The sequence below is a fragment of the Mammaliicoccus lentus genome, from assembly GCF_002902755.1.
Lineage (GTDB): Bacteria > Bacillota > Bacilli > Staphylococcales > Staphylococcaceae > Mammaliicoccus > Mammaliicoccus lentus.
Genome location: NZ_PPRS01000018.1, coordinates 91,488 through 117,411, shown reverse-complemented (window position 1 = coordinate 117,411; position 25,924 = coordinate 91,488). Strand labels below are relative to the sequence as shown.

At 31.3% G+C, this 25,924-nt stretch carries 28 protein-coding genes; 10 read left to right on the top strand and 18 right to left on the bottom strand.

What is annotated here, in order from left to right; all coding sequences use genetic code 11:
• Window positions 1-481 precede the first annotated feature (481 nt).
• Window positions 482-901, top strand: coding sequence for a YgzB family protein (locus tag CD135_RS07040; protein WP_017000499.1), 420 nt, complete (start codon window positions 482-484; stop codon window positions 899-901).
• Window positions 902-932: 31 nt separating this feature from the next.
• On the opposite strand, the gene perR is transcribed toward CD135_RS07040, so the two are convergent.
• The 3 genes from perR to bcp all read right to left on the bottom strand — a co-directional run bounded on the left by perR (window position 933) and on the right by bcp (window position 2,887).
• Window positions 933-1,391, bottom strand: coding sequence for a peroxide-responsive transcriptional repressor PerR (perR, locus tag CD135_RS07035; RefSeq protein ID WP_017000498.1), 459 nt, complete (start codon window positions 1,389-1,391; stop codon window positions 933-935).
• A gap of 78 nt (window positions 1,392-1,469) precedes the next feature.
• A complete protein-coding gene (locus CD135_RS07030) occupies window positions 1,470-2,423 on the bottom strand; it encodes a phosphoglycerate dehydrogenase (protein ID WP_103269097.1) in 954 nt (317 codons plus the stop codon).
• Window positions 2,424-2,428: 5 nt separating this feature from the next.
• Entirely contained in the window at window positions 2,429-2,887 is a 459-nt protein-coding gene (gene bcp / locus CD135_RS07025; protein WP_017000496.1) for a thioredoxin-dependent thiol peroxidase, read from the bottom strand.
• A gap of 84 nt (window positions 2,888-2,971) precedes the next feature.
• Here bcp and CD135_RS07020 point away from each other — a divergent pair, with 84 nt between their 5' ends.
• Window positions 2,972-4,258, top strand: a complete 1,287-nt coding sequence (locus tag CD135_RS07020; protein WP_017000495.1) for a glutamate-1-semialdehyde 2,1-aminomutase — start codon at window positions 2,972-2,974, stop codon at window positions 4,256-4,258.
• Between the two features lie 99 nt (window positions 4,259-4,357).
• Complete coding sequence (locus tag CD135_RS07015; protein WP_017000494.1) at window positions 4,358-5,452, top strand: FUSC family protein; 1,095 nt, start codon at window positions 4,358-4,360, stop codon at window positions 5,450-5,452.
• Between the two features lie 77 nt (window positions 5,453-5,529).
• Here CD135_RS07015 and CD135_RS07010 read toward each other — a convergent pair whose 3' ends face one another.
• The 4 genes from CD135_RS07010 to mutY all read right to left on the bottom strand — a co-directional run bounded on the left by CD135_RS07010 (window position 5,530) and on the right by mutY (window position 10,667).
• Complete coding sequence (locus tag CD135_RS07010; RefSeq protein ID WP_103269096.1) at window positions 5,530-7,125, bottom strand: FMN-binding glutamate synthase family protein; 1,596 nt, start codon at window positions 7,123-7,125, stop codon at window positions 5,530-5,532.
• Window positions 7,126-7,193: 68 nt separating this feature from the next.
• Window positions 7,194-8,933 carry an ABC transporter ATP-binding protein gene (locus CD135_RS07005; RefSeq protein ID WP_017000492.1) on the bottom strand — a complete coding sequence of 580 codons (1,740 nt, stop codon included), beginning with the start codon at window positions 8,931-8,933 and terminating at the stop codon, window positions 7,194-7,196.
• Window positions 8,934-8,999: 66 nt separating this feature from the next.
• Window positions 9,000-9,554 (bottom strand): nucleoside tri-diphosphate phosphatase, encoded by a 555-nt coding sequence (gene ntdP / locus CD135_RS07000; RefSeq protein ID WP_017000491.1) that lies wholly within the window; start codon window positions 9,552-9,554, stop codon window positions 9,000-9,002.
• A 75-nt stretch (window positions 9,555-9,629) separates the two neighbouring features.
• Window positions 9,630-10,667, bottom strand: coding sequence for an A/G-specific adenine glycosylase (gene mutY, locus CD135_RS06995; RefSeq protein WP_103269095.1), 1,038 nt, complete (start codon window positions 10,665-10,667; stop codon window positions 9,630-9,632).
• A gap of 92 nt (window positions 10,668-10,759) precedes the next feature.
• On the opposite strand from mutY, the gene CD135_RS06990 reads away from it, so the two are divergent.
• Entirely contained in the window at window positions 10,760-11,734 is a 975-nt protein-coding gene (locus CD135_RS06990) for a metal-dependent hydrolase (protein WP_017000489.1), read from the top strand.
• Window positions 11,735-11,831: 97 nt separating this feature from the next.
• On the opposite strand, the gene CD135_RS06985 is transcribed toward CD135_RS06990, so the two are convergent.
• The 5 genes from CD135_RS06985 to CD135_RS06965 all read right to left on the bottom strand — a co-directional run bounded on the left by CD135_RS06985 (window position 11,832) and on the right by CD135_RS06965 (window position 16,187).
• Window positions 11,832-12,602, bottom strand: coding sequence for an ABC transporter permease (locus tag CD135_RS06985; RefSeq protein ID WP_017000488.1), 771 nt, complete (start codon window positions 12,600-12,602; stop codon window positions 11,832-11,834).
• Window positions 12,603-12,611: 9 nt separating this feature from the next.
• Window positions 12,612-14,159: an ABC transporter ATP-binding protein gene (locus CD135_RS06980; RefSeq protein ID WP_103269094.1), complete on the bottom strand. Its 1,548-nt coding sequence runs from the start codon at window positions 14,157-14,159 to the stop codon at window positions 12,612-12,614.
• A gap of 12 nt (window positions 14,160-14,171) precedes the next feature.
• Entirely contained in the window at window positions 14,172-14,489 is a 318-nt protein-coding gene (locus tag CD135_RS06975) for a YfhH family protein (protein WP_017000486.1), read from the bottom strand.
• The gene (gene recX / locus CD135_RS06970; RefSeq protein ID WP_017000485.1) at window positions 14,482-15,285 is read right to left on the bottom strand and encodes a recombination regulator RecX; all 804 of its coding nucleotides are present in this window, start codon (window positions 15,283-15,285) and stop codon (window positions 14,482-14,484) included. Before recX ends, CD135_RS06975 begins: the two co-directional genes overlap by 8 nt.
• An 83-nt stretch (window positions 15,286-15,368) precedes the next feature.
• On the bottom strand, window positions 15,369-16,187 hold the full coding sequence (locus CD135_RS06965; protein ID WP_103269093.1) for a glycosyltransferase: 819 nt from the start codon (window positions 16,185-16,187) through the stop codon (window positions 15,369-15,371).
• A 171-nt stretch (window positions 16,188-16,358) separates the two neighbouring features.
• Here CD135_RS06965 and CD135_RS06960 point away from each other — a divergent pair, with 171 nt between their 5' ends.
• Window positions 16,359-18,092: a pyruvate oxidase gene (locus CD135_RS06960; RefSeq protein ID WP_103269092.1), complete on the top strand. Its 1,734-nt coding sequence runs from the start codon at window positions 16,359-16,361 to the stop codon at window positions 18,090-18,092.
• A 299-nt stretch (window positions 18,093-18,391) separates the two neighbouring features.
• On the opposite strand, the gene CD135_RS06955 is transcribed toward CD135_RS06960, so the two are convergent.
• On the bottom strand, window positions 18,392-18,907 hold the full coding sequence (locus tag CD135_RS06955) for a type 1 glutamine amidotransferase domain-containing protein (RefSeq protein WP_064204906.1): 516 nt from the start codon (window positions 18,905-18,907) through the stop codon (window positions 18,392-18,394).
• Window positions 18,908-19,009: 102 nt separating this feature from the next.
• The gene (locus CD135_RS12975; RefSeq protein WP_017001206.1) at window positions 19,010-19,171 is read right to left on the bottom strand and encodes an SE1561 family protein; all 162 of its coding nucleotides are present in this window, start codon (window positions 19,169-19,171) and stop codon (window positions 19,010-19,012) included.
• Window positions 19,172-19,444: 273 nt separating this feature from the next.
• On the opposite strand from CD135_RS12975, the gene yfkAB reads away from it, so the two are divergent.
• Window positions 19,445-20,584, top strand: a complete 1,140-nt coding sequence (gene yfkAB / locus CD135_RS06950) for a radical SAM/CxCxxxxC motif protein YfkAB (RefSeq protein ID WP_103269091.1) — start codon at window positions 19,445-19,447, stop codon at window positions 20,582-20,584.
• Window positions 20,585-20,854: 270 nt separating this feature from the next.
• On the opposite strand, the gene CD135_RS06945 is transcribed toward yfkAB, so the two are convergent.
• From CD135_RS06945 to CD135_RS06930, 4 genes are all read right to left on the bottom strand, one after another.
• Window positions 20,855-21,367 (bottom strand): acyl-CoA thioesterase, encoded by a 513-nt coding sequence (locus CD135_RS06945; RefSeq protein WP_064204904.1) that lies wholly within the window; start codon window positions 21,365-21,367, stop codon window positions 20,855-20,857.
• Window positions 21,368-21,491: 124 nt separating this feature from the next.
• Window positions 21,492-21,671: a hypothetical protein gene (locus tag CD135_RS06940; RefSeq protein WP_016999024.1), complete on the bottom strand. Its 180-nt coding sequence runs from the start codon at window positions 21,669-21,671 to the stop codon at window positions 21,492-21,494.
• 80 nt (window positions 21,672-21,751) lie between these two features.
• On the bottom strand, window positions 21,752-22,981 hold the full coding sequence (locus CD135_RS06935; RefSeq protein WP_103269090.1) for an aminopeptidase: 1,230 nt from the start codon (window positions 22,979-22,981) through the stop codon (window positions 21,752-21,754).
• Window positions 22,982-22,999: 18 nt separating this feature from the next.
• Window positions 23,000-23,203, bottom strand: coding sequence for a DUF1128 family protein (locus CD135_RS06930; protein WP_016999026.1), 204 nt, complete (start codon window positions 23,201-23,203; stop codon window positions 23,000-23,002).
• A gap of 133 nt (window positions 23,204-23,336) precedes the next feature.
• On the opposite strand from CD135_RS06930, the gene CD135_RS06925 reads away from it, so the two are divergent.
• The 4 genes from CD135_RS06925 to CD135_RS06910 all read left to right on the top strand — a co-directional run bounded on the left by CD135_RS06925 (window position 23,337) and on the right by CD135_RS06910 (window position 25,854).
• Entirely contained in the window at window positions 23,337-23,702 is a 366-nt protein-coding gene (locus CD135_RS06925) for a PH domain-containing protein (RefSeq protein ID WP_064204901.1), read from the top strand.
• Between the two features lie 161 nt (window positions 23,703-23,863).
• Window positions 23,864-24,163, top strand: a complete 300-nt coding sequence (locus tag CD135_RS06920) for a hypothetical protein (protein ID WP_016999028.1) — start codon at window positions 23,864-23,866, stop codon at window positions 24,161-24,163.
• Between the two features lie 70 nt (window positions 24,164-24,233).
• The gene (locus CD135_RS06915) at window positions 24,234-25,301 is read left to right on the top strand and encodes a YihY/virulence factor BrkB family protein (protein WP_064204900.1); all 1,068 of its coding nucleotides are present in this window, start codon (window positions 24,234-24,236) and stop codon (window positions 25,299-25,301) included.
• Window positions 25,285-25,854, top strand: a complete 570-nt coding sequence (locus tag CD135_RS06910) for a beta-class carbonic anhydrase (RefSeq protein ID WP_016999031.1) — start codon at window positions 25,285-25,287, stop codon at window positions 25,852-25,854. The genes CD135_RS06915 and CD135_RS06910 overlap by 17 nt, the downstream gene beginning before the upstream one ends.
• Window positions 25,855-25,924 lie beyond the last annotated feature (70 nt).

Below are 25,924 nucleotides of genomic sequence, written 5' to 3'. Positions count from 1 at the left end.
TGTTGATTGGTTAAGCCAATCACTCTTTGAAGTACTTTCAGTACTCAATTATTGGAATTAACGTTGACATATTGTCATTCAGTTTTCAATGTTCATTTTTTAACCGCTACAAGAATCAATTATACCAGTTATTTTATTTCGATGCAAGCTTTATTTTTAAAAAGTTTTAATTTGTTTTTTCGCTAGAAACAATCTTTTCAAGTTGTTAATTGCGAAGTAACTCACTTGCATAATTTATATTACATTGTTATTTCGTTAAATTCAAGCATCAAATTTACACTTTATTAACCTTTTTAACAAATTCTATAAGTTGTGTTCGTCTATGTGTTTCGACGACTTTTTTATAATATCAAGTTATATAGAGAACGTCAACGATTTATTCAAACAAATATGTATATTATTTCACTTTAAAAGCCACTATATATCATAATAGAAAATATGCTATACTTTATCAGTATTAAATAGTGTGGAGGGAATAGAATTGAAGCTATTTCGTAAAAAACCTACTAGTAAAATAAATAGAATAAGATCTTTTGCATTAGGATTAATCTTCTTAGGAATGATAATAATGTATATAGGTGTATTCTTCTTTTACTATTTCAAGAGTCAAATTGTTTTTAGTATTTTCTTAGTACTTGGTATGCTGGCATTAGGATTATCATTTATTGTTTATTTCTGGATTGGGATGCTTAGTTCGAGAACAATACAAGTTAAATGTCCAAACTGTGATCAATATACTAAGATGTTGGGTCGAGCAGATATCTGTGCAAATTGTAATCAACCTTTAACTCTAGATAAGAACTTAGAAGGAAAAACTTTTAATCAAGATTACAACAACAAACGTAAATCTAAGAAGTTAGAAGAAGCCGAACAGGATAATAATACTGAAGAACATAAATAAAAAAGCTAAAGACCTAAAGTCTTTAGCTTTTTTATTTGTTTTTATTTTTACTTTGACATTCCGGACAAACACCATATATTTCCATTCTGTGGTGTGTAACAGAAAAACTTGTTACATGTTGAGCTAGTTGTTCAACTTCATCTAATCTCGGATAATGGAAATCAGTAATCTTTCCACATTGATCACAAATGATATGATAATGGTTGTGTGTTTCAAAATCAAAACGACTTGATGCATCACCATATGTTAATTCTTTAACAAGTCCAGTTTCTTTAAAAACTTTCAAGTTATTATAAACTGTAGCAACACTCATATTTGGAAATTGTGGTGAAAGTGACTGATAAATTTCATCAGCTGTAGGATGACTATCTGCTTCTATTAAATATTGAAGAATAGATTGACGTTGTGGTGTTATTCTTACGCCTGTACTTCTCAATGTTCCAATCGCATCTTCTAATAAATGTTCAACATCTTCTGTACTATGCTGCATCCTTTCACCCACCTTCTAATTTATAATGATTATTATTTATAATATAGCCCCTATAACAGTGCTTTGTCAAACAATTAATCAATATCCTGACTGAATATTCACTTCATTATTTAACTCGCTATTATCATTTTCTATCATTTTATTGAGATTTTCTATTAATATATCTGCACATCTCTCCATATTACGATTGTCATTACCCGTGATGTGTGGGGTTATCGTAACATTTTCCATATCATATAGCTTTGAATCCTCAGGCAGTGGTTCAATTTCAAAAACATCTATAGAAGCATGTCGTATTTCTTTATTTTCTAATGCTTTTACTAACACATCTTCAGAGACTACAGTTCCTCTTCCTACATTAATAAAGTGTACATCATCATTCATAGATTTGAAGTCTTGTTCATCTAATAAATGTACCGTGTTATCTGTTTCAGGTAATACATTCACAATAAAGTCTGCTTTATGATAAACTTTACCTCTTTCTTCTATAGAATATACTTCATCAAATTCATCTACTTTGTGACCTGTTGTATTTATACCAATCACATTCATATTAAATGCTTTCGCAATACGTGCAGTTCTTTCAGGAATTTTGCCAGTCCCTAAAAATAGGATTGTCTTATTATAGATAGAACCGGGATTTAACTTATGTTTAAATTCATGGTTCTTTTGCGCTTCATATGTTTCTTTAAATAGTTTTATATCATTAAATATGTAACCAAAAATAAACTCTGCAATTTGAATTGCGTGTACGCCTCTAGCATTTGTTAATTTAATTCTTCTTTTGTCGATATAATCGAGTGGTAAATTATTTACACCAGTAGCAAACCACGCTATCAATTTTAAGTTCTTGCATTTATCTAAAAAGGTTTCATCTACTTCGCTATGATAAGCTACCAATACATCCGCTTCTTTTAATACATCATTATCAGCTAATTCTGGATGCTTATAGAAAGTAAATTCAACTTTAGGAAATGCATTTACTAATCTTTCTTCTTGATCCTTCAATTTCATCAAAGCAACTACCTTCATTTATATCATTCCTTCAAAAAGTTTTTTAAGTCTTCTATTTGTGTTTTAACTTTAACTTTTTCAATAACATGTATTACTTTATTATCTTCATCAAGAACAAATGTAGTTCGAACTATCCCCATTGATTCTTTACCAAAAGATTTTTTCAGTTGATATACACCAACCTTTTCAGATAATTGATAATCTTCATCTACTAACAAGTCAAAATTTAGGCTATGTTTGTTTGAGAAATTAGAATGTTTCTTCTCACTGTCCCCACTTATACCATATACTTTAGTATTCAATTCATTAAAATCTTCTAAATTATCTCTAAAGTCACATGCTTCTGTAGTACATGTAGGTGTATTATCTCTTGGGTAAAAATACACAATAGATTTACTGCCTTTTAAGTCTTCACTAGATATTGTTTCACCATTTTGATTCTTTAAATTAAAATCTGGAAATTTGTCACCAATTTTTGTCATCATATACACTCCTTATCAACGATAGATACTTAATTTTATGATACGATATATATGAAAATAATTAAAACAAAAGAGGTTGATAAAATGGATTTTAAAAATAGTGAATATTTACAGACACTTTCTGATGAATATATTTTAGGTGGCGTTAACTCCCCTTCTCGTTCATATAAAGCGGTCGGTGGTGGAGCACCTGTAGTTATGAAAAAAGGGAAAGGCGCTTATTTATATGATGTAGATGGAAATAAATTCATAGATTATTTACAAGCTTATGGCCCTATTATAACAGGCCATGCTCATCCTCATATTACTGAAGCTATTAAAGGAGCAGCAGAAGATGGCGTACTACTAGGTACACCAACTGAATATGAAATTACATTTGCTAAAAAGCTACGTGAAGCTATCCCTTCATTAGAAAAAATTAGATTCGTCAACTCAGGTACAGAAGCTGTAATGACTACAATAAGAGTTGCGCGTGCATATACAAAAAGAGATAAAATTATAAAATTTGCTGGTTGTTATCACGGTCATTCAGATTTAGTACTAGTTGCAGCGGGTAGTGGTCCAGCTCAATTAGGAACGCCTGATTCCGCAGGAGTACCAAAAAGTGTAGCTCAAGAAGTAATAACAGTTCCTTTCAATGACATTGAATCATTTAAAGAAGCAATGGAACATTGGGGCGACCAAGTTGCTGGTGTTCTAGTTGAACCTATTGTAGGTAACTTTGGTATGGTTGAACCTAAAGAAGGTTTTTTAGAAGCTGTAAATGATATTACTCACGAACATGGTGGCTTAGTTATTTACGATGAAGTGATTACAGCATTTCGTTTCCATTATGGTGCAGCTCAAGACTTACTGGGCGTATACCCTGATTTAACTGCTTTTGGTAAAGTAATTGGTGGTGGACTACCAATCGGCGCTTATGGCGGTCGACAAGAAATCATGGAACATGTTGCACCTTTAGGTCCAGCTTATCAAGCTGGTACAATGGCTGGTAATCCATTATCAATGAGAGCAGGAATTGCATTATTAGAAGTTCTTGAACAACCTGATGTATATGATTATTTAGATAAACTAGGTAAACAATTAGAAGATGGTCTTCTAGAATTAATTGAAAAACATAATGTTAAAGCTACAATTAATCGTATTAAAGGTGCTTTGACTATCTATTTCACTGATGAAAAAGTTGAAAATTACATTCAAGCTGAAAACACAGATGGTGAGAAGTTTGCTAAATTCTTTAAATCTATGCTAAATCAAGGTATCAATTTGGCTCCATCTAAATATGAAGCATGGTTCTTAACAACTGAACATACTGAAGAGGATATAAAAGAAACTATAAAAGCAGCAGATATCGCTTTATCTCAACTATAAACTTGAAAATTGTTTAAAAAGAATGTATAACCTATATATATATAATAGACTTGTGAATAAAGTTACAAGCTTTCTTCAACAACAGAAAGGAATGGTTCTATGAAATTTGGGGCAAGAATATTTAAGACAGGTATCGCAATTGTCCTTGCTATATTTCTAGCAAATTTACTACCAGGTTCAGTCATGCTTACTTCCATAGCTGGGGTTACAGCAATGGTAGCTATGCAACCAAGTGTTTATCGATCATTTAAAACAGTAGTAGAACAATTTCAAGGTAATATCATTGGTGCGGTTACTGCCATTACCATATTCTCTATTTTTGGTAACAATGTAGTCTTTATTGGTCTTACTGCGGTTATTATTATTTCAATACTTTATAAATTTAATTTACAACACGTTTCTAATTTAGCCGTTGTTACAGCTTTAATCATACTTGGGCATCATGAAGGCGACTTCTATATTTCTGCATTCTACAGATTTGCTCTCGTTATGATAGGTGTATCAAGTGCATTCATAGTGAATTTTGCTTTTCTACCACCAAAATTTGAAACTAAAATGTATTATAACTCTTTAAATATCTCTACAGATATATTTAAATGGTTCAGATTAGTATTAAATGGTACAACAGAATTTCATTACGTTAAACAAGATTTAGAAAATATTAGAACTCGTATTGTAAAGTTAGAACAGTTTTATCTTTTCTATAAAGAAGAGAGAGCTTATTCTAAGAAAAAAGCATTTGCTCAAATGCGCAAAAAGGTGCTATTTAAAGAAGCTATCATGGCAACTAGGCGAGCCTATGAAGTATTGAGAAAAATGAATCGGTATGAAAATGATATTCATAATTTAGATGATGACTTTAAAGTACAAATGAAATTTGAATTAGATGAATTGATGGCATTACATGAACAAATACTCGTTCGTATCTCACAAAAAGCAAAACACGAACTCGATAATGTGCCTGATCATCTAGTAGAACCATATAAAGAAGAGCTAATGGATATTTTCATTAAAGAAATCACAAGTAACCCTGATCAAGATGATTATGATATAGAAAACATAATGCAAGTCATTTCAGCAATGTTGGATTACAAATCTAGTATTTTACATTTAGATAGACTTTCATCAAGTTACTTTAAATTCCACCCTGAAGATAGTGATATAGAAATTGCTGAGGAAGATTTCGATTTATAAGTTTGACTGGCAAAGCTACAATATTAACACTTATCTTAAAAAGAGACGGAGACACTTTTATGTCTCCGTCTCTTTTATTATATTGCTCTTTTTTCATTATATAAAGATTTTTTATACTGTATACCATTTAACACGTGCCCATTATAACTTCTATAGAGTATATGTTTTTCTTCTATTTGATTCGGACTTTTAACTCCAACTGCAGCTGCTAAATTAAATAATCCTTCATGCAAGCTTACAATATAATTCGACACTCTATATTCTTTCTCTGATACGACTAATGCTGTTTCTTTTTTAGGGTCAGTAGTTGCAACACCAACCGGACAATTATTAGTATGACATTGTTGTGCCATGATACACCCTACATTAATCATCAAACTTCTTGCAACATTGACTAAATCTGCGCCTAATCCTAATGCAATAGCAATTTGATCAGGTGTAATTAATTTACCTGAAGCGAATACTTTTACTTTATCTCTAATTCCGTTGTTTTTGAGTTCTAGGTCAAGCAGTGGTAAAGCAGTAAACAGTGGTAATCCTACTGTATCCGTCAATTCTTGAAAAGTTGCCCCTGTCCCACCTTCACTACCATCTACTGTAATGAAATCAGGAATGATTCCACTTCTTGACATTTCGCTTATCAAATCTTTTAAGTCTTCTATATTACCTACTACGATTTTAATTCCTACAGGTTTTTCTGATAGATTTCTTAACTTATCAACAAATTGTAATAGCTCTAGGTTATTATGTAGAAATTCAAATCTATTTGGTGAGTTAACAGTTTCATATGGCGTCACGTTTCTAATTTCAGCAATTTCTTTCGTTATCTTCTTGCCATCAATATGCCCGCCTCTTGTTTTTGCACCTTGAGCTAATTTTAGTTCAAAAGCTTTTACTTGTTCTATTTTAGATTTCTCTATAAATTCATCCTCATCGAAGTTACCTGCTTTATCTCTTACTCCGAATAATCCCGGGCCAATTTGAAAAATGACGTCACAATTTCCGGATAAATGATGGTCACTTAAACCACCTTCTCCTGTATTCATCCAAGAACCGCTTCTTGCTAAGCCTTTAGATAATGCAGTTATAGCATTTTTACCAAGTGCACCGTAGCTCATCCCTGATTGGCCTACTAATCTATTTACTACAAAAGGATGCTTTAATTCTGGACCAATTACCATTTCATTAGTTTCCGTTAATTTATAAGGTTCTACAGTTTTTTTAACTTGTGACTCTTTTCTATCAAATAACCCTTCATTATCAACATTATAAATATAAGTAGACATCATATCTTTTTGATTTATTTCTAATTCATCAACATCTATAGGAAACATAGAATTTTGAATATAAAAACCTGGTTCTTCAAATTGTCTCTTAGAACCAAAACTTTCTATTCGACTCTTATATTTACCTGGCATTACCATATTTAAATATTGCTTTCTAGAAAATGGTTTGCCATCGTTATCATTTAATATTAGATATTGTCTTAATTCTGGCCCAACACTTTCTAAAAAGTATCTTGCTCTCCCTAGTAAGGGATAATTTCTTAATACGCTATGATGTTTTTGTCTTTTGTCTATTATATAAAGCGTTACCCCCGTGATTAACAATCCAATTATAATAACAAAAAATAATATGTTCACAATTAATTGTAATACACTTAGAAAAGTCATAAAAATTCCCCCTCTTTTCTACTATGATAACTTAATAATATCATAGTTAGATAGAGGGGGGTGTAATTTTACTCGAAAGATTGTATATTGTATAAATTGAAGTAGCTGCCTCTAGCTTCCATTAACTCTCTATGCGAACCAACTTCTTCAATATTTCCATTTTGTATAACGACTATTTTATCTGCATGCGTAATTGTTGAAAGTCTATGCGCAACAATTAAAGTCGTTCTTTCAGCGCTTAATATTTCAAGTGCATCTTGAATAATTTTTTCACTTTCTAAATCTAACGCACTTGTCGCTTCATCTAGAATCAGTACAGGTGGGTTATTTAAGAATATTCTCGCAATAGATACACGTTGTTTTTGTCCACCTGAAAGTTTAACACCACGTTCTCCTACTTCTGTTTCATATCCATTAGGCAATGACATAATAAAGTCGTGAGCATTAGCTTTTTTACTTGCTTCAATGACTTCATCTTCAGTCGCGTCTGGTTTACCTAATAATATATTTTCTTTAATTGAATCCGAGAATAAAATATTATCTTGTTCAACCATGCCTACTTGATGACGTAAGCTCTCTGTTGTGAAATCTTTAACGTTATGTTCATCTATCATAATTCTACCTTCTGTTACATCATAAAATCTAGGTATCAAACTAATTAATGTAGATTTACCGCCGCCACTCATGCCCACAAATGCAACTGTTTCACCTTTATTAATATTTAAATTAATTTGATGTAACACTTCATCGTCATATTCATTATATTTAAATGAAACATTTTCAAATTCAATATCACCATTCGTAATTTTAATGGGTTCGGCATCTTCTGTATTTTTAACATCGTATTTTTCATCAAATAAATGAAAAACTCTGTCCATAGAAGCAATACTTTGAGTTAACGTTGTTGATGAAGAAACTAGTCTACGTAACGGTCCATAAAGTTGTTCTAAGTAAGCAACAAATGCTGCTAAAGTCCCTACTGTTAATTGTCCATTTATAACTAAAAATCCTCCGATACCTACTACTAACAATGGCCCTAAATCTGTTACTGTATTGATGACAGCAAATGATTTAGCGTTCCATAATGTATGTTCAGTAGCTTTCGTTAGAAAATTACGGTTACGTTCGTCAAATCTTTTTTCTTCATTTTTTTCAATAGCAAAACTTTTAATCACAGACATTCCAGAAACTCGCTCATGTAGAAAACCTTGAAGCTCAGCTAAACTTTGTGATCTTTTTCTAGTTAGCCTTCTTAACTTTCCGAAGAAGTAATAAATACTAAAGATGAATAGTGGAAAAATTGCAATTGCTGCAAAAGTTAATTTAATATCTAAAACAAACATAATACTTAATGCTATAACAATTGTTACTAAGTCTAGCCAAACATTCATAAGCCCTGTTAATATAAAATCTTTTGTCTGTTCAACGTCATTAATAACACGTGAAATTACTTCACCCGCTTTGTTGTTCGCATAAAATCTTGAACTCAAAGCCTGTAAATGTGTATATAATTTTTTACGAATATCATACAAAATCTTGTTAGATGTCCATTGCGCTAGATATTGTCTAAAGTACTCTATTGGTGGTCTTAAAACTATAAATATAAATCCCATAATTAATAGTGCATAAGTTAACTTTTCAGTTTTTTGCCCAATTGATAGTGCACCATTATTTATTACATCATCAATAACGAATTTTATTAATAATGGTAATAATAAAGGAATCCCAAATTTTAAAATCCCAATGATAATCGTACCTACAATATGCCAAGTATATGGCTTTACAAATTGTAAATACCTTTTGATCATTTTTGTTCCCCCATTCATAATATCAAAACGAAACAGCCTAGCAGATCGCTAGGCTGTATAATTTTTTCATTCTCCTGGATAATGTCTATCAATAGAATGAAATCTTTCTTGCCAAACTTTAATAAAGTCAGGCGCAAATGGTCCTTTTTTCCTTTCAATCCATTGTTGTAGAATATCAACATTTCTTCGTAGAATTGTATCAATATCTTTTGGATAATTCATTTGTTTCATATGCTGACGATATTCATCTTCATCTAAGAGATGATATTTCCCACTTGGGTACACTTTTATATCTAAATCGTAATCAATATATTTAATTGCTTCTTCATCACAAACAAATGGTGAAGAAAGATTACAATAATAATAAACACCGTCGTCGCGGAACATACAAATGACATTAAACCAATATTCAGCATGGAAATAAACAATCGCAGGTTCTCTTGTAACCCAAGTTCGTCCGTCACTTTCTGTTACGAGTGTACGATTGTTTCCACCGATAATGACATGACTCGTACCTTTAAGAATTGTTGTTTCAGACCATACACGATGTATATTACCATCATGTTTATAACTTTGAACCTTAATTACTTGGCCTTCTTTTGGTATGGATTCTTTGACCATGTTCCACACCACCTTTTAAATATTTACCAAGCTATTATATCATACTTCAATAAATAATCTAAAATAATGTTTTAGTTAAAGTAATTGATTCATTTGCGTGAAAATTTTAGTCATTGATGTAGAAAATGACAAAGTATCTTTTTCGTTTTTGTTCATCCACTTATAAGGTAGTTTAATATTTTCTTTTTGCATGTATGCCTTATATACTTTCATATTCCAAGTCATATGCGTAAATACATGTTTAGTTTGTATAACAGGTTCATTTTCTATCGTAATGACAGCATCAAGTTCATCTTCAATAGCATCAATACTTGTGTCTTGTTCAAACATTGGAAATTCCCACATACCATTTAATAATTTAGTATCTCTTTTACGTATAAGGATTTGACCTTCTCGGTTCGTAATATAAAGTACGTCATAATCAATTGTTTTTTTCTTAATTTTCTTTTTCTTAACTGGTAATTCTGAAACAACACCTTCTGCAAATGCTTCACAGTGCTTTTGAACTGGACATAATATACATATAGGCTTTTTAGGTGTACAGATTGTAGCGCCTAGTTCCATCATCGCTTGGTTAAAATCACCAGACTTTGTTTCTACGAATGGTTGCAATTCTTTTTCAAACAATTTTTTAGTTTTAGGTTGAGCAATATCAGCATCGTTACAAGTTAACCTACTCCAAACTCTCAATACATTTCCATCCACTGCCGGCAATGGATGATTATGTACGATACTCATAACAGCAGCATTAGTGTATGGACCTACCCCTTTAAGGGATTGAAAGCTTTCTGGATCATCAGGTACTTTCCCATTATATTTGTTGTGGACTTCTTTGACCGCTTCATGAAAATTTCTAACCCGTGAATAATAACCTAAACCTTCCCAATATTTAAGGACATCTTCTTCATTTGTAGTACTTAATGCTTCAATTGTAGGGAAACGCTCTATAAAAGCATTATAATATGGTCTTACAGTATTAACTTGAGTTTGTTGCAACATCACTTCACTTAACCAAATGTAATATGGATTTTTAGTTTCTCTCCAAGGCATTTGTCTTTGATTTTCATCAAACCATTTAAGTAAATCGTGCTTAAATTCATTTATTTCTAACATTTTGACACTACTTTCTGGTTAATTGCTTTAAGATTTCTATACTTATGCTATATAATATATATCATATACCTTAAAGTAAAGAGGTGAAATTTATGGATACTGGAACACATGTCGTTATGGGTGTAGCCTTAACTGGCCTTGCAACGTTAGATCCAAACGTAACACCAACGTTTGCAGCAGTTGCAACTGGTATTATGGTTGGCTCTCAAATTCCTGATATAGATACAGTATTGAAGTTTAAAAATAATGCTATATATGTAAAAAACCATAGAGGAATCACGCATTCTATTCCTTTTACATTATTATGGCCACTTATTTTATCATTTTTAATATTTGTTATATTTCCAAGTGTTAATTTATTACACATTTGGTTATGGACACAGCTTGCTGTATTCTTTCATGTTTTTGTAGATATTTTTAATTCTTATGGTACACAAGCACTCCGGCCAATTTCTAACAAATGGATACAATTAAGTATTATAAATACCTTCGACCCTATCATATTCATTACGCATTTGATTGCTATACTTTTTTGGACATTAGGATTGAATGCGGGTGTTGCATTCGGCACACTATACCTTGCACTGGCATTTTATTATGCGATACGATTCATATTACAAGATGCTATCAAGAAACAAGCTTTAAAACAAATCCAACAAGAGCATAATCCAGTGAAAATTTTCGTAGCTCCAACCATTCGTTTTATGGAATGGCGCATTGCGATACAAACTGAAACGCACGATTATGTTGGACGAAGCTACGGTCGTAACGTTTCATTTAATGATGTCTTCAAAAGACAAGCTTTCCCTAACGACCATATTATGGAACATGCTAAATTCGACAAAAATCTCAGAGCATTTTTAAACTTCAGTTCAATATATAGATGGGAAGTTACTAGAGTAGATCAACATACGACAGAATTAAGGTTCATCGATTTAAGATATTTAAAAAATGGCCATTATCCATTCGTTGCGATACTACTACTAGATGACGATATGAAAGTCACAAGTTCATATATCGGTTGGGTCTTTACAGAAGAAAAATTAATGAAAAAATTAGAAGTATAATTAATATATGACACGAGAAAGTTCAGCATATAAAAAATCCCCTTTCAAAGTTTTAAACGTTTAAGTTGCATACTTTGAAAGGGGGTTTTTCTTCAGTTTAATCTTTAAAATATTTTACTTTATCTGCTCTATTAACATTTATCCAAGCTAAATACACAATACCTAATTCAAAATAAAATAATATGTGATAAGGTAAATTGGTTACAGAAGCATTCCCTAAAATCATTGTCTGTTGGAAACCATTAATAATATAAAATAATGGATTTAACTTGAGTACATTTACCCAAACAGCATACATATTATTCGGGACATATAAAACTGGCACGATGAATAATAATATGATTAATAAACCAAATACAATAAATCTCGTTTTATAGAAATATTTTCCCAGCAAACCAATGATGGATGCTAATGGAACAAGTAAAATATATGCCATTACTAAATAATAGAAAAAACCTAAATGATTAATATCTATTATTTCAGACATGTTTGTAGATACCATACCTGTAATTGTAATAATTATAAGAAACATTAACATTGCTAAAAATACTTGGGCAGATGTCCCAACATAATAAGGAACTGATAACCTATTGTATAGTGCCCCTTGCTTTCTTACAGTTTTCTCAGCGTGAAATAACGATAAAAATATCCATATATAAGCAAAAAATCCTACAAGTCTAAAGAATGAAGTTGATCGTTGTATATCTATTGTATCTCGTATCAACAGTTGTCCAAATGTTAAAATAAGCAATAATAACATTATACCAAACGCTGATAAATAGTACTTGTAATGATAACGAACTTCAAAGAAGCAATATTTGATCATATGTGGAAAATGCTTGATGTGTTGTTCAAATAATTCGTTCATATTAACCTCCTATAATCGAATAAAGATCCATTTGTTTGCTTTCAAGTCTGCTACCATATACCCGTCTCTTGATTTAACGACCCAATTATCACTAGAAATATTATATTTTTTGATGAGTTTTTCTTTATTTTTAATATCAAATGTAAAGCCAATTAATTTATTATCGCTGTCAAAAATCATATGGACTTTTTGACCTTCCATTTGCTCATTAAACCTATTTTCATTTTCTGGTCTGATAGTCTCAGATACTTGTTTATGGCTTTTATGCATAAAACTATTATAAAAATCAATATAATTTAAATAATTATCATCCACATAATCTTCTAATTCAGACCAATTTTTTTCTTCGTATAAGCCTGCTGGATTAAAGAAGTATAAATTATTTTTATTTGTTGTATAAGCTTGACTGTCTATTTCTAGTCTGTATTTAGATTCATTTTCACCAGTGACATCTAGGAAACTATATTGAGGAAGTTTATAATTTTTATCTTTAGATGATGATTGTACTTCTGTATCTTTTTTTAACGATAATATATATGCTGATTTGTCTATGTATTCAGGCTTACTGTTCGTAGCAATAACTTGTTTAGTTGTATCTTCTTTATTAGAACTTAAATTTCCTACATCCAAGAACATGAATAATGCTGCTAACGATGCGCCAATAAGAAAAGTCGTACCGTAAAATAACATTTTTTCTATAGAATTAGGTATTTTACCGTATTGATATTTGCGCATTCTTTTATAACCTTCACCTTGTGCAACTGGTAACTCTTGCTGTGATATTCTCCATTTCAAATCATATAACGACTTTTGTTCTTTGTCATAAAGTTGATTATACTTTTTATAATAATCTCTATAGTGATTTAAAACTTCTTTCACTGTACCTTCTTTTCTAACTTGACCGTATGTTAACCAAATTAAATAGTTGCTCATTTTCTCTATAGAATGAACATGATCATCTATCAATACTGCAGCTCTATCATTTTCTTTCTGTTCTGTTAAAAAATCATGAAATTTTTGTTGAAATGATTCATTTAAATATTGAATGATATTTGTAAAAATCGCTACAGTAGGTTTCATATAATTACTAATACCAATAAGTAATTGAGCATACTCACTTTGGGTAATTTCTTGGCATGTAGAAGTACCTTTATCTTTTAGCTCTGCAAAATCTAAAATCTCATCTTGTAACTTAGATATGTTTTTAGCACTAACCTTTGATAAACTTAGCGTTCTTATAATCAATTCATTTAAAGTTTGAAAATCATTTTCTTTATGCGAAACATCAGCAAGAAATGTTTGTTCGTTATTGGTTACTTTACCTATGTTGGGCGATATTTCCTTTGTCATTAATCTGCTGATTAATTCTTTACCTGATTCATCATCGCCTATTATGCCAAGTACTTCACCACGATATAGATGTACCGTCACATTCTTCAAAATAATTTCTCTATCTAAACGATTTAATTTGAACAAAGATATAATTTTATTCTGTTTTTTAGTTTTGTAATAATATTTTGTTGCATTAACAACTCTTACTAATATTTGCTGTGTCATACTGCACCACCATTATAGTTGTAGAAGACTAACTGGAATGCCTTCCTCAATTTTTGAACCTTTTAATCTAAAGCCCCACGCAAACACACCATTAATTCTTTCAACTTTAAAGTAACTGCGCGTCTCACCTATTAGTCCATAAACCTTTCCTGTTTCTATCTTAGATGTATCAACAAGATAAGCTTCTGCAATTAAAGCTTTTCTTTTATAAACTTCGTATTCATTTAGAATACCCATCGCTTCAGCTTTTCTCATTTTTTCTCTATAATCCGCTATTACTGTGTTTAATTCGTATTCTGTCATTTCTACAAATTTTTTATCTTCACTCATCTACAATACCACTTTCTCTTAATTTGTCATTAATCATATCAAATGTATAGCCTTTTCTCGCTAATGCTTGAACGACATGAGTTTTTAGTTCATATCCATTATATTTCTTTTGATATTTATTATATACCTTTTCTAAATCTTTCATCAAAATATTTTCAACATCGTCAGAAGTTGGTTCTATATTTAAATCTGTTAAATGCTCGTTAATAAGCGAAAAAGCATATCCTCTTTGTTGTAGCGTTTGTACGATAGATTGTTTTAACCTATTTGGTGGCTGTTTCTTTTTACTCATAATTTTATTTGCAATATTTATAATTCTATCATCAGACATTTCTTCTTCAAATTTTGATTTATATTTTAATATTAAATCATTTGATAGTCCTTTTTCTTTAGCTACTCTTTCAAAATGATCTGGACCTTTATCAGTTGTTTTTAAAATTGTATTTTTCAAACTTTCAATATAATCTTCGTGATTAATATAGCGATTGTTTTTACAGTAATCAATTACATCTTTAACTAAATCGTAACTGTACTCTTTGTCCGTTAAATATTGTTCTACTTCTAGTTCCGTTCTTTTTTTATGGGATAGATATATAATTGCTTGATTTAAAGCTTGTCTATATTGATCATAGTCTTTAATTTTTTGAAGTTGTTCTTTCGTAACTTCCATATCTTTTCTTAAATTAAAATATATATAAGTAGCTTGATCAATACCCATCTCAAATTCGTTGTTAATAAATAAATTTAGCCGTTCTTTGTTTTTCTTTTGTACTTCTAATTTAGTGATTTTCAGCAAATTGAATCCCTCCACATTTATATATAGAATACAATAAAACACACTGAGTTTAAAAGTTTAATCACTTAACCCAGTGTGCTTTGTTATTGCTTTAATTCATTTATAGCTTGTGTATATTGACTATCTGTAATATATTTTTGTTGTTTCATTTTCTCTAATGTTGATTTAATCCTTGTTACATAACTATCACTAATGTTATTAATATCGAAATTTGATGGCGCATTAACTACGCTTGCTAAAATTGCACTTTGTAATACTGTAACTTGTGGTAAATAAGGATTATTTTTATCTACTGTAGCGCCAAAATAATAATTAGCCGCTTCTTCTATAGTATAATTGTTTCCTCCGAAATATATATTATTAACATAAAAACTTAGTATATCATTTTTATCATAAGTATCTTCTACTCGCTTAGCTACAAACATTTCTTTTACTTTACGCGTCATTTGAGTTTCGTTCGTATAAAAATAATTTTTAACGACTTGTTGTGTTATCGTACTACCACCTTGTGTCAATTCACCATTTTTTAATGATACTACTAAAGCTCTTGATACACCTCTTAAGTCTATACCCTCATGATCATAGTACCGTTTATCTTCTACGGCAACGAATGCATTTTTCGTATAATCAGGCATATCTTCAACTTGAACATAAGATGGTTTATCTTCTATTTTTGTTAATTCATCTACGTCCGATGTTCTTGACCACATATACATAACTGCGATATAGAACGCGATAACAACTATGATTAATATAGCTAAAAATCCAAATAATTTGGACACTTTTTTTCTTTTTCTAGGTTGTATAGGTTCTTGATAGTAGTGTTGATATCTTCTATATTGAACTTCTTCTTCAGAATTTGTTTGAGAAATATCATTTTTCTTATTTTTAAATAGCCCCATCTTTGCGCTCCCTCATTCGTATTTCTTTTATTATTATATCTTGTAATAAGTATTTTAAACACTGGTTTTTACTTAAAAACAAGAAAATCAGTCCGGAGACTTACTTTTACGTATTACTTTTAGCGTATTTGGGTATATATATTAGTATATGCAAACAAGGAGGAATAATGAATGGCAAAAATAAAAGCAAATGCAGCACTTGTACAAGTTTTAAAAAATTGGCAGATTGACCATGTGTATGGAATACCTGGTGATTCAATAGATAAAGTTGTTGATGCTCTTAAAACAGAAGAAGAAGCGATTAAATTTTATCATGTGAGACATGAAGAAGTCGCTGCACTTTCCGCTAGTAGTTATGCTAAGCTAACTGGAAAAATAGCAGTAGCTCTAAGTATAGGCGGACCAGGAGCAATCCATCTATTAAATGGTATGTATGATGCCAAAATGGACAACGTGCCTATGCTTGTATTAGCTGGTCAAACAGACTCAGACAAATTGGGAACAAAATTTTTCCAAGAGGTTGATTTACCAGCATTATTCGAAGATGTTGCCGTTTATAATAAACAAATTGAATCAGCGGAAAACATCCACGAAACAGTTAACGAAGCAATTAAAACAGCATACGCTAAAAAAGGTGTTGCTGTACTTACAATTCCAAGTGATATATTAAGTGGAAAAATAGAAGATAAAGTTCCAAGAGAAACTTATGAATTTCAAAATTCAGTTAAATATGCTGAAGAAAGTGAAGTTCGAAAAGCAGCTGAATTAATTAATAATAGTGAAAAACCTGTTGTATTAACGGGTGTTGGAGCTAAAGATGCAAAAGATGAACTACTCGATTTCATCGATCACATTGATGCGCCGGGTGTAATCACATTACCAGCAAAAGGTATCATCCCTGATAAACACCCTAATTTCATGGGTAATTTAGGTAAAATTGGTACAAAACCAGCTTTCGAAGCTACTAAAGACGCAGACTTATTAATTTTAGTCGGTACTAACTATCCTTATGTAGATTATTTACCTGATAAAGATATACCATGTATTCAAATCGACATTAAACCATCAGTTATTGGCAATCGTTTTAATGTAGATGTTGGTTTAGTTGGCGATACTAAAAATGTACTAGATTCATTAACTAAAGAAGCTAAAAAAGTAAATGACCGTAAATTCCTTAAAGCATGTCAAGAAAACATGAGAACATGGAATAAATGGCTTGAAGAAGATAGAACAGACGATAGCATGCCAATTAGACCTGAAAGATTAATGGCAGAAATTGAAAAAATAGCTACCAAAGATACTGTTTATTCAGTAGATGTTGGCACTTCCACAGTTTGGAGTACACGTTATTTACAGCTAGACCATAATAATCAATTTATTACTTCATCATGGTTAGGTACAATGGGCTGTGCTTTACCAGGAGCAATCGCTAGTAAAATAGCAAATCCTGATAAACAAGCAATCGCAATTACCGGTGACGGTGGTTTATCTATGGTTATGCATGACTTTGTAACAGCCGTACTATATAAATTACCAATCATTGTTGTCGTATTAAATAACCAAGAGCTTTCCTTCATTAAATATGAACAACAGGCAGCTGGTGAATTAGAATACGCTATCGATTTAGGAGATATAGACTTCGCTAGATTTGCTGATAATTGTGGTGGTATCGGTTATAACGTTTCAGATGTAGAAGATATTGCACCAACATTAGAAAAAGCAAAACGAGCAGATAAACCAGTAATCGTTAATGTAAGAGTAGATCCAGATGCTGCCCCACTACCAGGAAAAATCGTTTGGGATGAAGCACGAGGCTATGCGAAATTCGAAATTAGAACAGCGTTAGAAGAAAACAGATTAGAAAAAATGCCACCATTAAAAACATTAATTAGAAGATTCTTCTAAATTAATAGTCTAATTAGACGAGCTAAGGACATAAATCCTAACTCAAAATAAATAGCATCTCATTTCACTGATTTATTCAGTTAGAAATGAGATGCTATTTTTATATAATCTTCGATTTTATTTGTGCATGCTTAAGGTATGAGTCTTTGACCCAATGTCATATACCTTTGGTTATATTGGCAGTAGTTGACTGGACGGGCTTGTTTATACTTTCTTGCACGTTAGACTCTTAATTTTCTATTTAAGATTTACCATATAAAAAAACCACCCACCGTAATGGTGAGTGGCAATTAAAGCATTTATTGAAGCAATGCAAGTGATTCACGGTTAAAGTCTTCTAAGTCATCTGGTGTACGACTTGTGACGATGCCATTGTCAACGACTACAGATTCGTCAACGACTTTTGCACCTGCATTTTGTAAATCTTTACGAACTGATAAGAAACTTGTTAAAGTTCTACCATTTAATAAATCAGTATCAATTAATAATTGAGGTCCATGACAAATTGCGAATGAAGGTTTCTCTTCTTGTACGAAATGTTTTACGAATTCTCCAAAACGTCCTTTTTCATCTCCACGTAATAAATCAGGAGAAAAGCCACCAGGAATCAAGACTGCATCATAGTCTGCTGCATTTGCTTCATCTATACCAACGTCTACTTTAACTTTTTCGCCTTTTTTACCAGTGATTTCTTTACCTTTTTCTTCACCTACAACAACAACTTCGTGTCCTGCATCTGTTAATGCTTTTTGTGGGCTTGTTAATTCAACGTCTTCAAATAAGTCAGTTACAACTGCTGCTACTTTCTTACTCATAATATCAATCTCTTCCTTTCATAATGTGTCTACTCTCTGTATACCACATATCTGAAATTATAAACTTATTTCAAGTTTATTTTATGATAGGAAGACACCGTATTAGTCTTGCATAGCTTGAACTTTTTTCTCTAATTCATCTAATAATGCAATCCATTCATCCACATCAGAAACTTCCATATCTTCTGGATTCATTGCTTCAATTTCATCTAAAAAATCATATAATCTTTGTTTAATATCAGTCAAAGACGTCTTTTGGGTCATATTGATACTCCTTTTAATGTTTTTAATAATATTATTATGAATGATTACAAGTATAAAAACAATGATAATCCAGTATTGGCATTCATTCCTACATAAATAACCAAAACTAAAGGCCCATCACAGAGCGAAATAAGCATTTGACAAAAAGCTTGAAGAGATGGAAAATAAAAAATCGAGAGAGTAAACAAAAGTTTATTTTATTCAAAGTTAACGATAGTGCTATAAAATGAATGATATTAAACAGGTATCATTCAAGATGAAAGGATTTTATAAATGGCAATACATAGTGGTTTAAAGAAGAAAAAAATAACAATTAATAACGACCCTTGGGAAGCTTATAATGACATAGATGAACATGGCTCACTTCAACTAAGTAATATTGAATTTACAACTACGACTTTATGTAATATGAGATGTGCGCATTGTGCAGTTGGCTACACTTTACAATTGAGAGACCCTGACACTTTACCGATGGATTTAATTTTAAAAAGATTAGACGAAGTTCCTCATCTAAAAACAATCTCTATTACTGGTGGAGAGCCAATGTTTAGTAAAAAGTCTATTAGAGAAACAGTGGTACCTCTTTTAAAATATGCATATGATAGAGGTATTTATACTCAGATGAATTCTAACTTAACACTGCCTTTAGATCGTTATTTAGAAATTGCTGAATACATAGATGTGATGCATATTTCTCACAACTGGGGTACGATTGATGAATTCAGTGAAGTCGGCTTCCACGTAATGGACAAGAAACCACCTTTAAAGGCACGCTATAAACTTTACGAACAAATGATTCAAAACTCAGCTACTTTGTCAGAACAAGGCATGTTTGTATCAGCTGAAACAATGTTAAACCGTAACACTAAACCTTATTTGAAAAAGATTCATAATGAGATTGTACATGATATGAAATGTAGCCGACATGAAATACACCCGATGTACCCATCAGATTTTGCTAGTCAGTTAAACATCATGACATTAGATGAAATGAAGGAAACTATACATGATATTTTAGACTTTAGAGATAAAGATACTTGGATGTTATTTGGCACATTACCATTTTACCCATGCTTCTTAAATGAATCGGATCAGCACTTATTAAATCGTTTAAATCAAGCTGAAAATGTCACTTTACGAAATGACCCTGATGGTCGAAGTAGATTGAATGTTAGTGTATTTTCTGGAGATGTTATCGTTACAGATTTCGGTGATGAAACTGGATCAATCGCAAATATTAAACAAGATAAATTAGAAGATGTTTACCAAACATGGATAAATTCGTCACTAGCAAAGTCTTTAAATTGTCATTGTCCAAAAGTTAAATGTTTAGGTCCTAACTTACTTGTAAAAGATATGTATTATAAAGATGTAGACTTTAAAGCAAATGAGCATAGAATGAATCACTTATAAAAAGATTTCCTAATCCTAGCTTGTTTTAGATTTATCGGACCGTATTTTACATTTGCGGTTCGATATTTTTTATTTATCGAACCGCATTTTGCATTCCATATACTTCTTACATAAAATCCTCATCTCTGATTTTTCATTACAACATAGTTAAAAGAAAGATTTTTACATGATTTGCAATAAATATAAGAAAAAACAGTAGAAATTCAATATTAAAATTGAATTTCTACTGTTTTTGGATTTTCAGGACATTTATGACCAAGCCTAACTTTATTAAATATATAGTTTTGTCGACATAAATTCTAACGTTCTCTTGCTTTCGTCTCTTCTTTCGTGTCTTAAATTCACACGATCTTTAGCTGTTTCGTAAAACCACTTTTCATCTTCTGTTTCTGGATAAATAGCTGGTACTTTAACTTTTTTACCATTTTCGTCTAGTGCAACAAATGTTAAAAAGCTATATGCAGCTAAGTGTTTATTTTGGTTAATATTATCTTCACTGACAACTTTCACGCAAATTTCCATAGAAGAAGTGCCAGCATATGTAACGAATGAAACTAAAGAAAGTACTTCTCCAGTTCTAATCGGTTGAATAAAATCTACAGAATCAATAGATGCTGTAACTACTGAATTTCCACTATGTCTCATCGCTGCAATAGCAGCTATTTCATCGATTTCTGCAATTAATTTACCACCGAACATAGTATTATGATGATTTGTATCTTCAGGAAAAATCTGAATAGATTTAACGCTTCTTGATTCTGTCATGCCTTTACTTTCTTTCATTATTACATCCCCCTATTAAAAACTATGTAATTTAAAAATCTTGATATATTTAATACAGTTCTCTACTACCTATATAATATTTTAGGCTGAGACATAAATAATGTCTCAGCCTCATTAAAATTGATTAATGATAATGTTCTTCGTCATCGAAAACTTTCTTTTCTAGTGCTTCTTCTGCTGTATCAATACGTACTGATTCTTTGCCATCGAATGTTTTCGATAAATATAACATGATCGCTCCACCGAATGTAAAGATAGAGAAAACAAAAGCAATCATTACTGCCCATTCCATAGGTGTACTCATGATAACCCCTCCTTAGAATAACAAACTTTACAATTTTATTTATCTTTATTATACATGATGTTTTAGCAATTGGCTATGTTTTAAAATGCCCAGTTACCATCTCTAAAGACTGGTTCTCTCTCACCATTTTCTAAAATACCATCGATTGATAAATCTTTACTACCTATCATAAAGTCAACATGTGTCATAGAGTCATTTAAGCCATTTTCAGCTAGTTCTTCTTCTGTCATATTTTTACCAGCTTCAATACAGAATGCATAAGCTGAACCAAGAGCAATGTGGCATGAGGCATTTTCATCAAATAATGTATTATAGAATAAAGCATTCATGTTAGATATCGGTGAATCTACTGGCACAAGTGCTACTTCACCTAATCTTTTAGCACCTTCATCTGTTTCTAAAATACCTTTTAATATTTCTTCACCTACACCAGCTTTATAATCAACAACTTCTCCGTCTTTAAAAGTAATCGTGAAATCATCGATGATATTACCGGAATGGCTCAATGGTAAAGTGTTTTTAACAGTTCCATTTACACCATTTTTATGCGGTGCAGTAAATACTTCTTCAGTTGGCATATTAGCAACAAATGAATTACCTTTAGAGTTTACTGAACTAGCACCGCTCCAATATTGAAGTTTCGGTAATTCAATTGTTAAATCTGTGCCTTCAGATTTATAATGCAACGCTTTATACTTTTTATTATTTAAGTATTCAGCCTTCTCATGTAATGTCTTATCATGCTCTTCCCAAGCTTTAACCGGATCTTCTTGGTCAACACGTACTGTTTTTAATATTGTTTCTAATAGTTTATCAAACGCTTCTTGATCATCTAAATCTGGGTACATCATTTTTGCCCATCCAACAGAAGGATAAGCAGCAACGCACCAGCTTACTTTATCACTTTGAATAGCTACCATATAATCTTTAAATGCTTTACCACTTGCTGCCATAGCTTTATTAATTTTCTTCGGATCAGCATCTTTTAGGCTATCAGGACTTGAAGATATAAGCGATAAGAAAGCTGCTTTTCTATCTAAGTAATCTAATCTTTCATCGACTACATATTGTTTAATTTCACTAAAGAATTCTTCTGGTTCATATTTATATTTCAATTGTTGTAATCGATCATCTTTATATTTAACTTGTACGTCTTCTGCGCCAACTTTATAAGCTTCTTCAACTAACAAGTGAACGAATGAACTTGATTCAATAGATGCTTGAATATAGACAGGTTCCCCTTTTTGTACATTCAAACCGACTTTGACTAATAATTCTGCATACTTTTGTAAGTCTTTCTCATATCCCATATTGATAACCACCCTCTGCTATTTTCTTAATTCACCTAATGCTTGAGTAATTGCACTCATCTCACTTGCTGAAATGTTTTTTCTAGACATAACCATAGTATGAATATCTTTTAATTCCTCTTTCTTTTCTTCTGGAATTGCGTCTTTATTCAACACACTCGTGTTTACTAGACGTAATTTTTCTTTTAGATCATCTACCATTTGTTCAATTGTTTCTGTCATTTGTTATCATCCTTTCAGAATAAGTTTAGCAAAAAGTACATATAATTAAAATAGTGAAACTATACATTAACTTTACAATATATATTAAGATTATATACAATAAAATCAAGTAATTTAATAGGAGTGATATAAGATGGCAGTTCAAGAGATACTTTCATGGACACTATTTGAAAAAATAGACATTCCAAATGAAATTAATCAATATCTCGCTAATGGTGAAGAAGCTTATAGTGCTTTCAAAACATTTAGAGATACGGCAGTCTTTACTAATAAACGCATTATAATTCGTGATTTACAAGGTATAAGTGGCAAAAAAATCGAAACTTATTCCATACCATACAGTATAGTTTTAATGTGGTCTACAGAAAACGCAGGTAAATTTTTAGACTTAAACGGAGAAATAACCTTGTGGACTAAAGCTGGCCAATTTAAAATTAAAATCGGAAAAAATCTTGATATTATGCCATTCGAAAAGTTACTATCAAACGCTTTATTGTAGATTATTTGTGTTTACAATATCACATTAATGGGAATGAATGTAATTAGTTAAATTTTAAATAATAAATGATGCCTATGTAAACAAATTTTATGCATTTATATGATATGATATGTAGGTCGAAGATATTTATTTAGATTAATATATTGAAAGGGGAAAACATTATGCAAAACAAATTAGTTCCTGCAATTTTGATTGGTGGCGCTATCGGTGCAGCAATTGCATTAGCAGATAAAAACACACGTCAATCATTATCAAATCAAGTACAAAATATTAAAGAAGGTAACACTTCTAGAGAGCCTTCTAAATTCGATCAAATTAAAGACGAAGTTTTATATTGGAAAGATGTAATAGAAGAAATTCGTCGTAAAAACCCAGAGTTAGAACAATCTATTATGGATGCGAAAGACACATTCATTGAGAAGAAAAATAACAGACAAATCTCAGGTCCAAATCATTCATAAATTTTAAAAGACTAGGCTTCTTTAAGCGACCTAGTCTTTTTTAACATTAAATATAATTAGGAGAATTTTTATGGCAAAAGATAAATCTAGCTCAAAGTTTTTAGAACAAGCTAAACACTTTAAAGATGAACAAAAAAAGTCTATAAAAAAAGAAAACTATATTCAACCTCAAGTGTTTGAATCTAAAACACCAAAAAAAGATAATCAAATATTTTTTGTATCAAAAATAAATAAGCCGGCAAAATACACTAAAAATGGTAATATTTTAACTACGTTATTATATAGAATTAGTAAAGATAATGCTACAGGTTTAGCTGCACAGCTATCTTACTACTTCTTATTAGCATTATTCCCTACACTTATCTTTATATTAACATTGATTCCGTTGTTCCAAATTAGTCCAGATACAATTACGAACATGATTTCGGAAAATGCTCCTGGCGATACAGCTAAACTGATTACCGGTATAATTGATGACGTCATGCAGAACGCTAGTGGCGGCCTATTCTCATTCGGTTTAATTGCGGCGCTTTGGTCCGCATCAAACGGAATGACAGCTTTAATGAACGCATTTAATGTTGCATATGATGTCGAAGACGGCCGTAACGCAATCGTATTAAAAATAATGAGTGTGTTCTTCACAATCATTATGGTTGTTGTATTTGGTTTAGCAATTGCATTACCAATATTTGGACAACAACTTGGTAATCTATTATTTGGTCCACTTGGTTTAGAATCTGAATTACGTTGGATCTTTAGTTTAATTAAATTTGTGTTACCACTAATCGTGACATTTATAGTATTTATGACGCTTTACGCTTTAGCTCCAAATATTAAAATTAAATTACTTTCAGTAATTCCTGGTGCTGCCTTTACTACAATTGTATGGTTAGGCTCAAGTGCCCTATTTGGACTATATGTTAATAACTTTGCTAACTACTCAAAAACATATGGTAGTATCGGAGGTATTATCGTGTTAATGTTATGGTTATTCTTAACAGGATTAATCATTATCATTGGAGCAGAAATAAATGCTGTTTTACATCAAAAGAAAATGCTTAAACATGGGCCACCAGAACAGCAAACTTTTGATAATATAGCAGAAAATGGTGAGATGACGAATGCCTCTATTGAATGATATTTTAAAATTCAATCAGACCTTTGTGGCAAACAAAGAATATGAGAACTTTATTACTACAAAAACACCTAACGCAAAAGCAGTTATATTAACTTGTATGGATACACGGCTTACCGAACTATCAACAAAAGCATTAGGCTTTAAAAACGGTGATGTTAAAGTCGTTAAAAATGCAGGTGCTACTATATCGCACCCATATGGATCAACAATGCGAAGTTTATTAGTGGCAATATACGCTCTTGGCGCAGAAGAAATTATTATAATGGGTCATAAAGATTGCGGAATGGGTAACCTTGATGTAGGTTCAGTAATTGAAACTATGAAAAGTCGTGGTGTTACTCAAGATACATTAAATACGATTCAACACTCTGGCATTGACATTCAACGATTTTTAAGAGGATTTGACGATGTAATACAGAACATTGAATCGAACATACAAAAAATTTATAATCATCCATTATTCGACCAATCAATTCCGATACATGGATTAGTCATTGATCCACATGACGGGTCATTGGAACTTATACAAAACGGTTATGACGCTATTAAATAGCACTTTAACTTGTAAAATACTATTAGAGATTTAAATATCAATCACATAGTCAAAATAATGCTGCTACTTC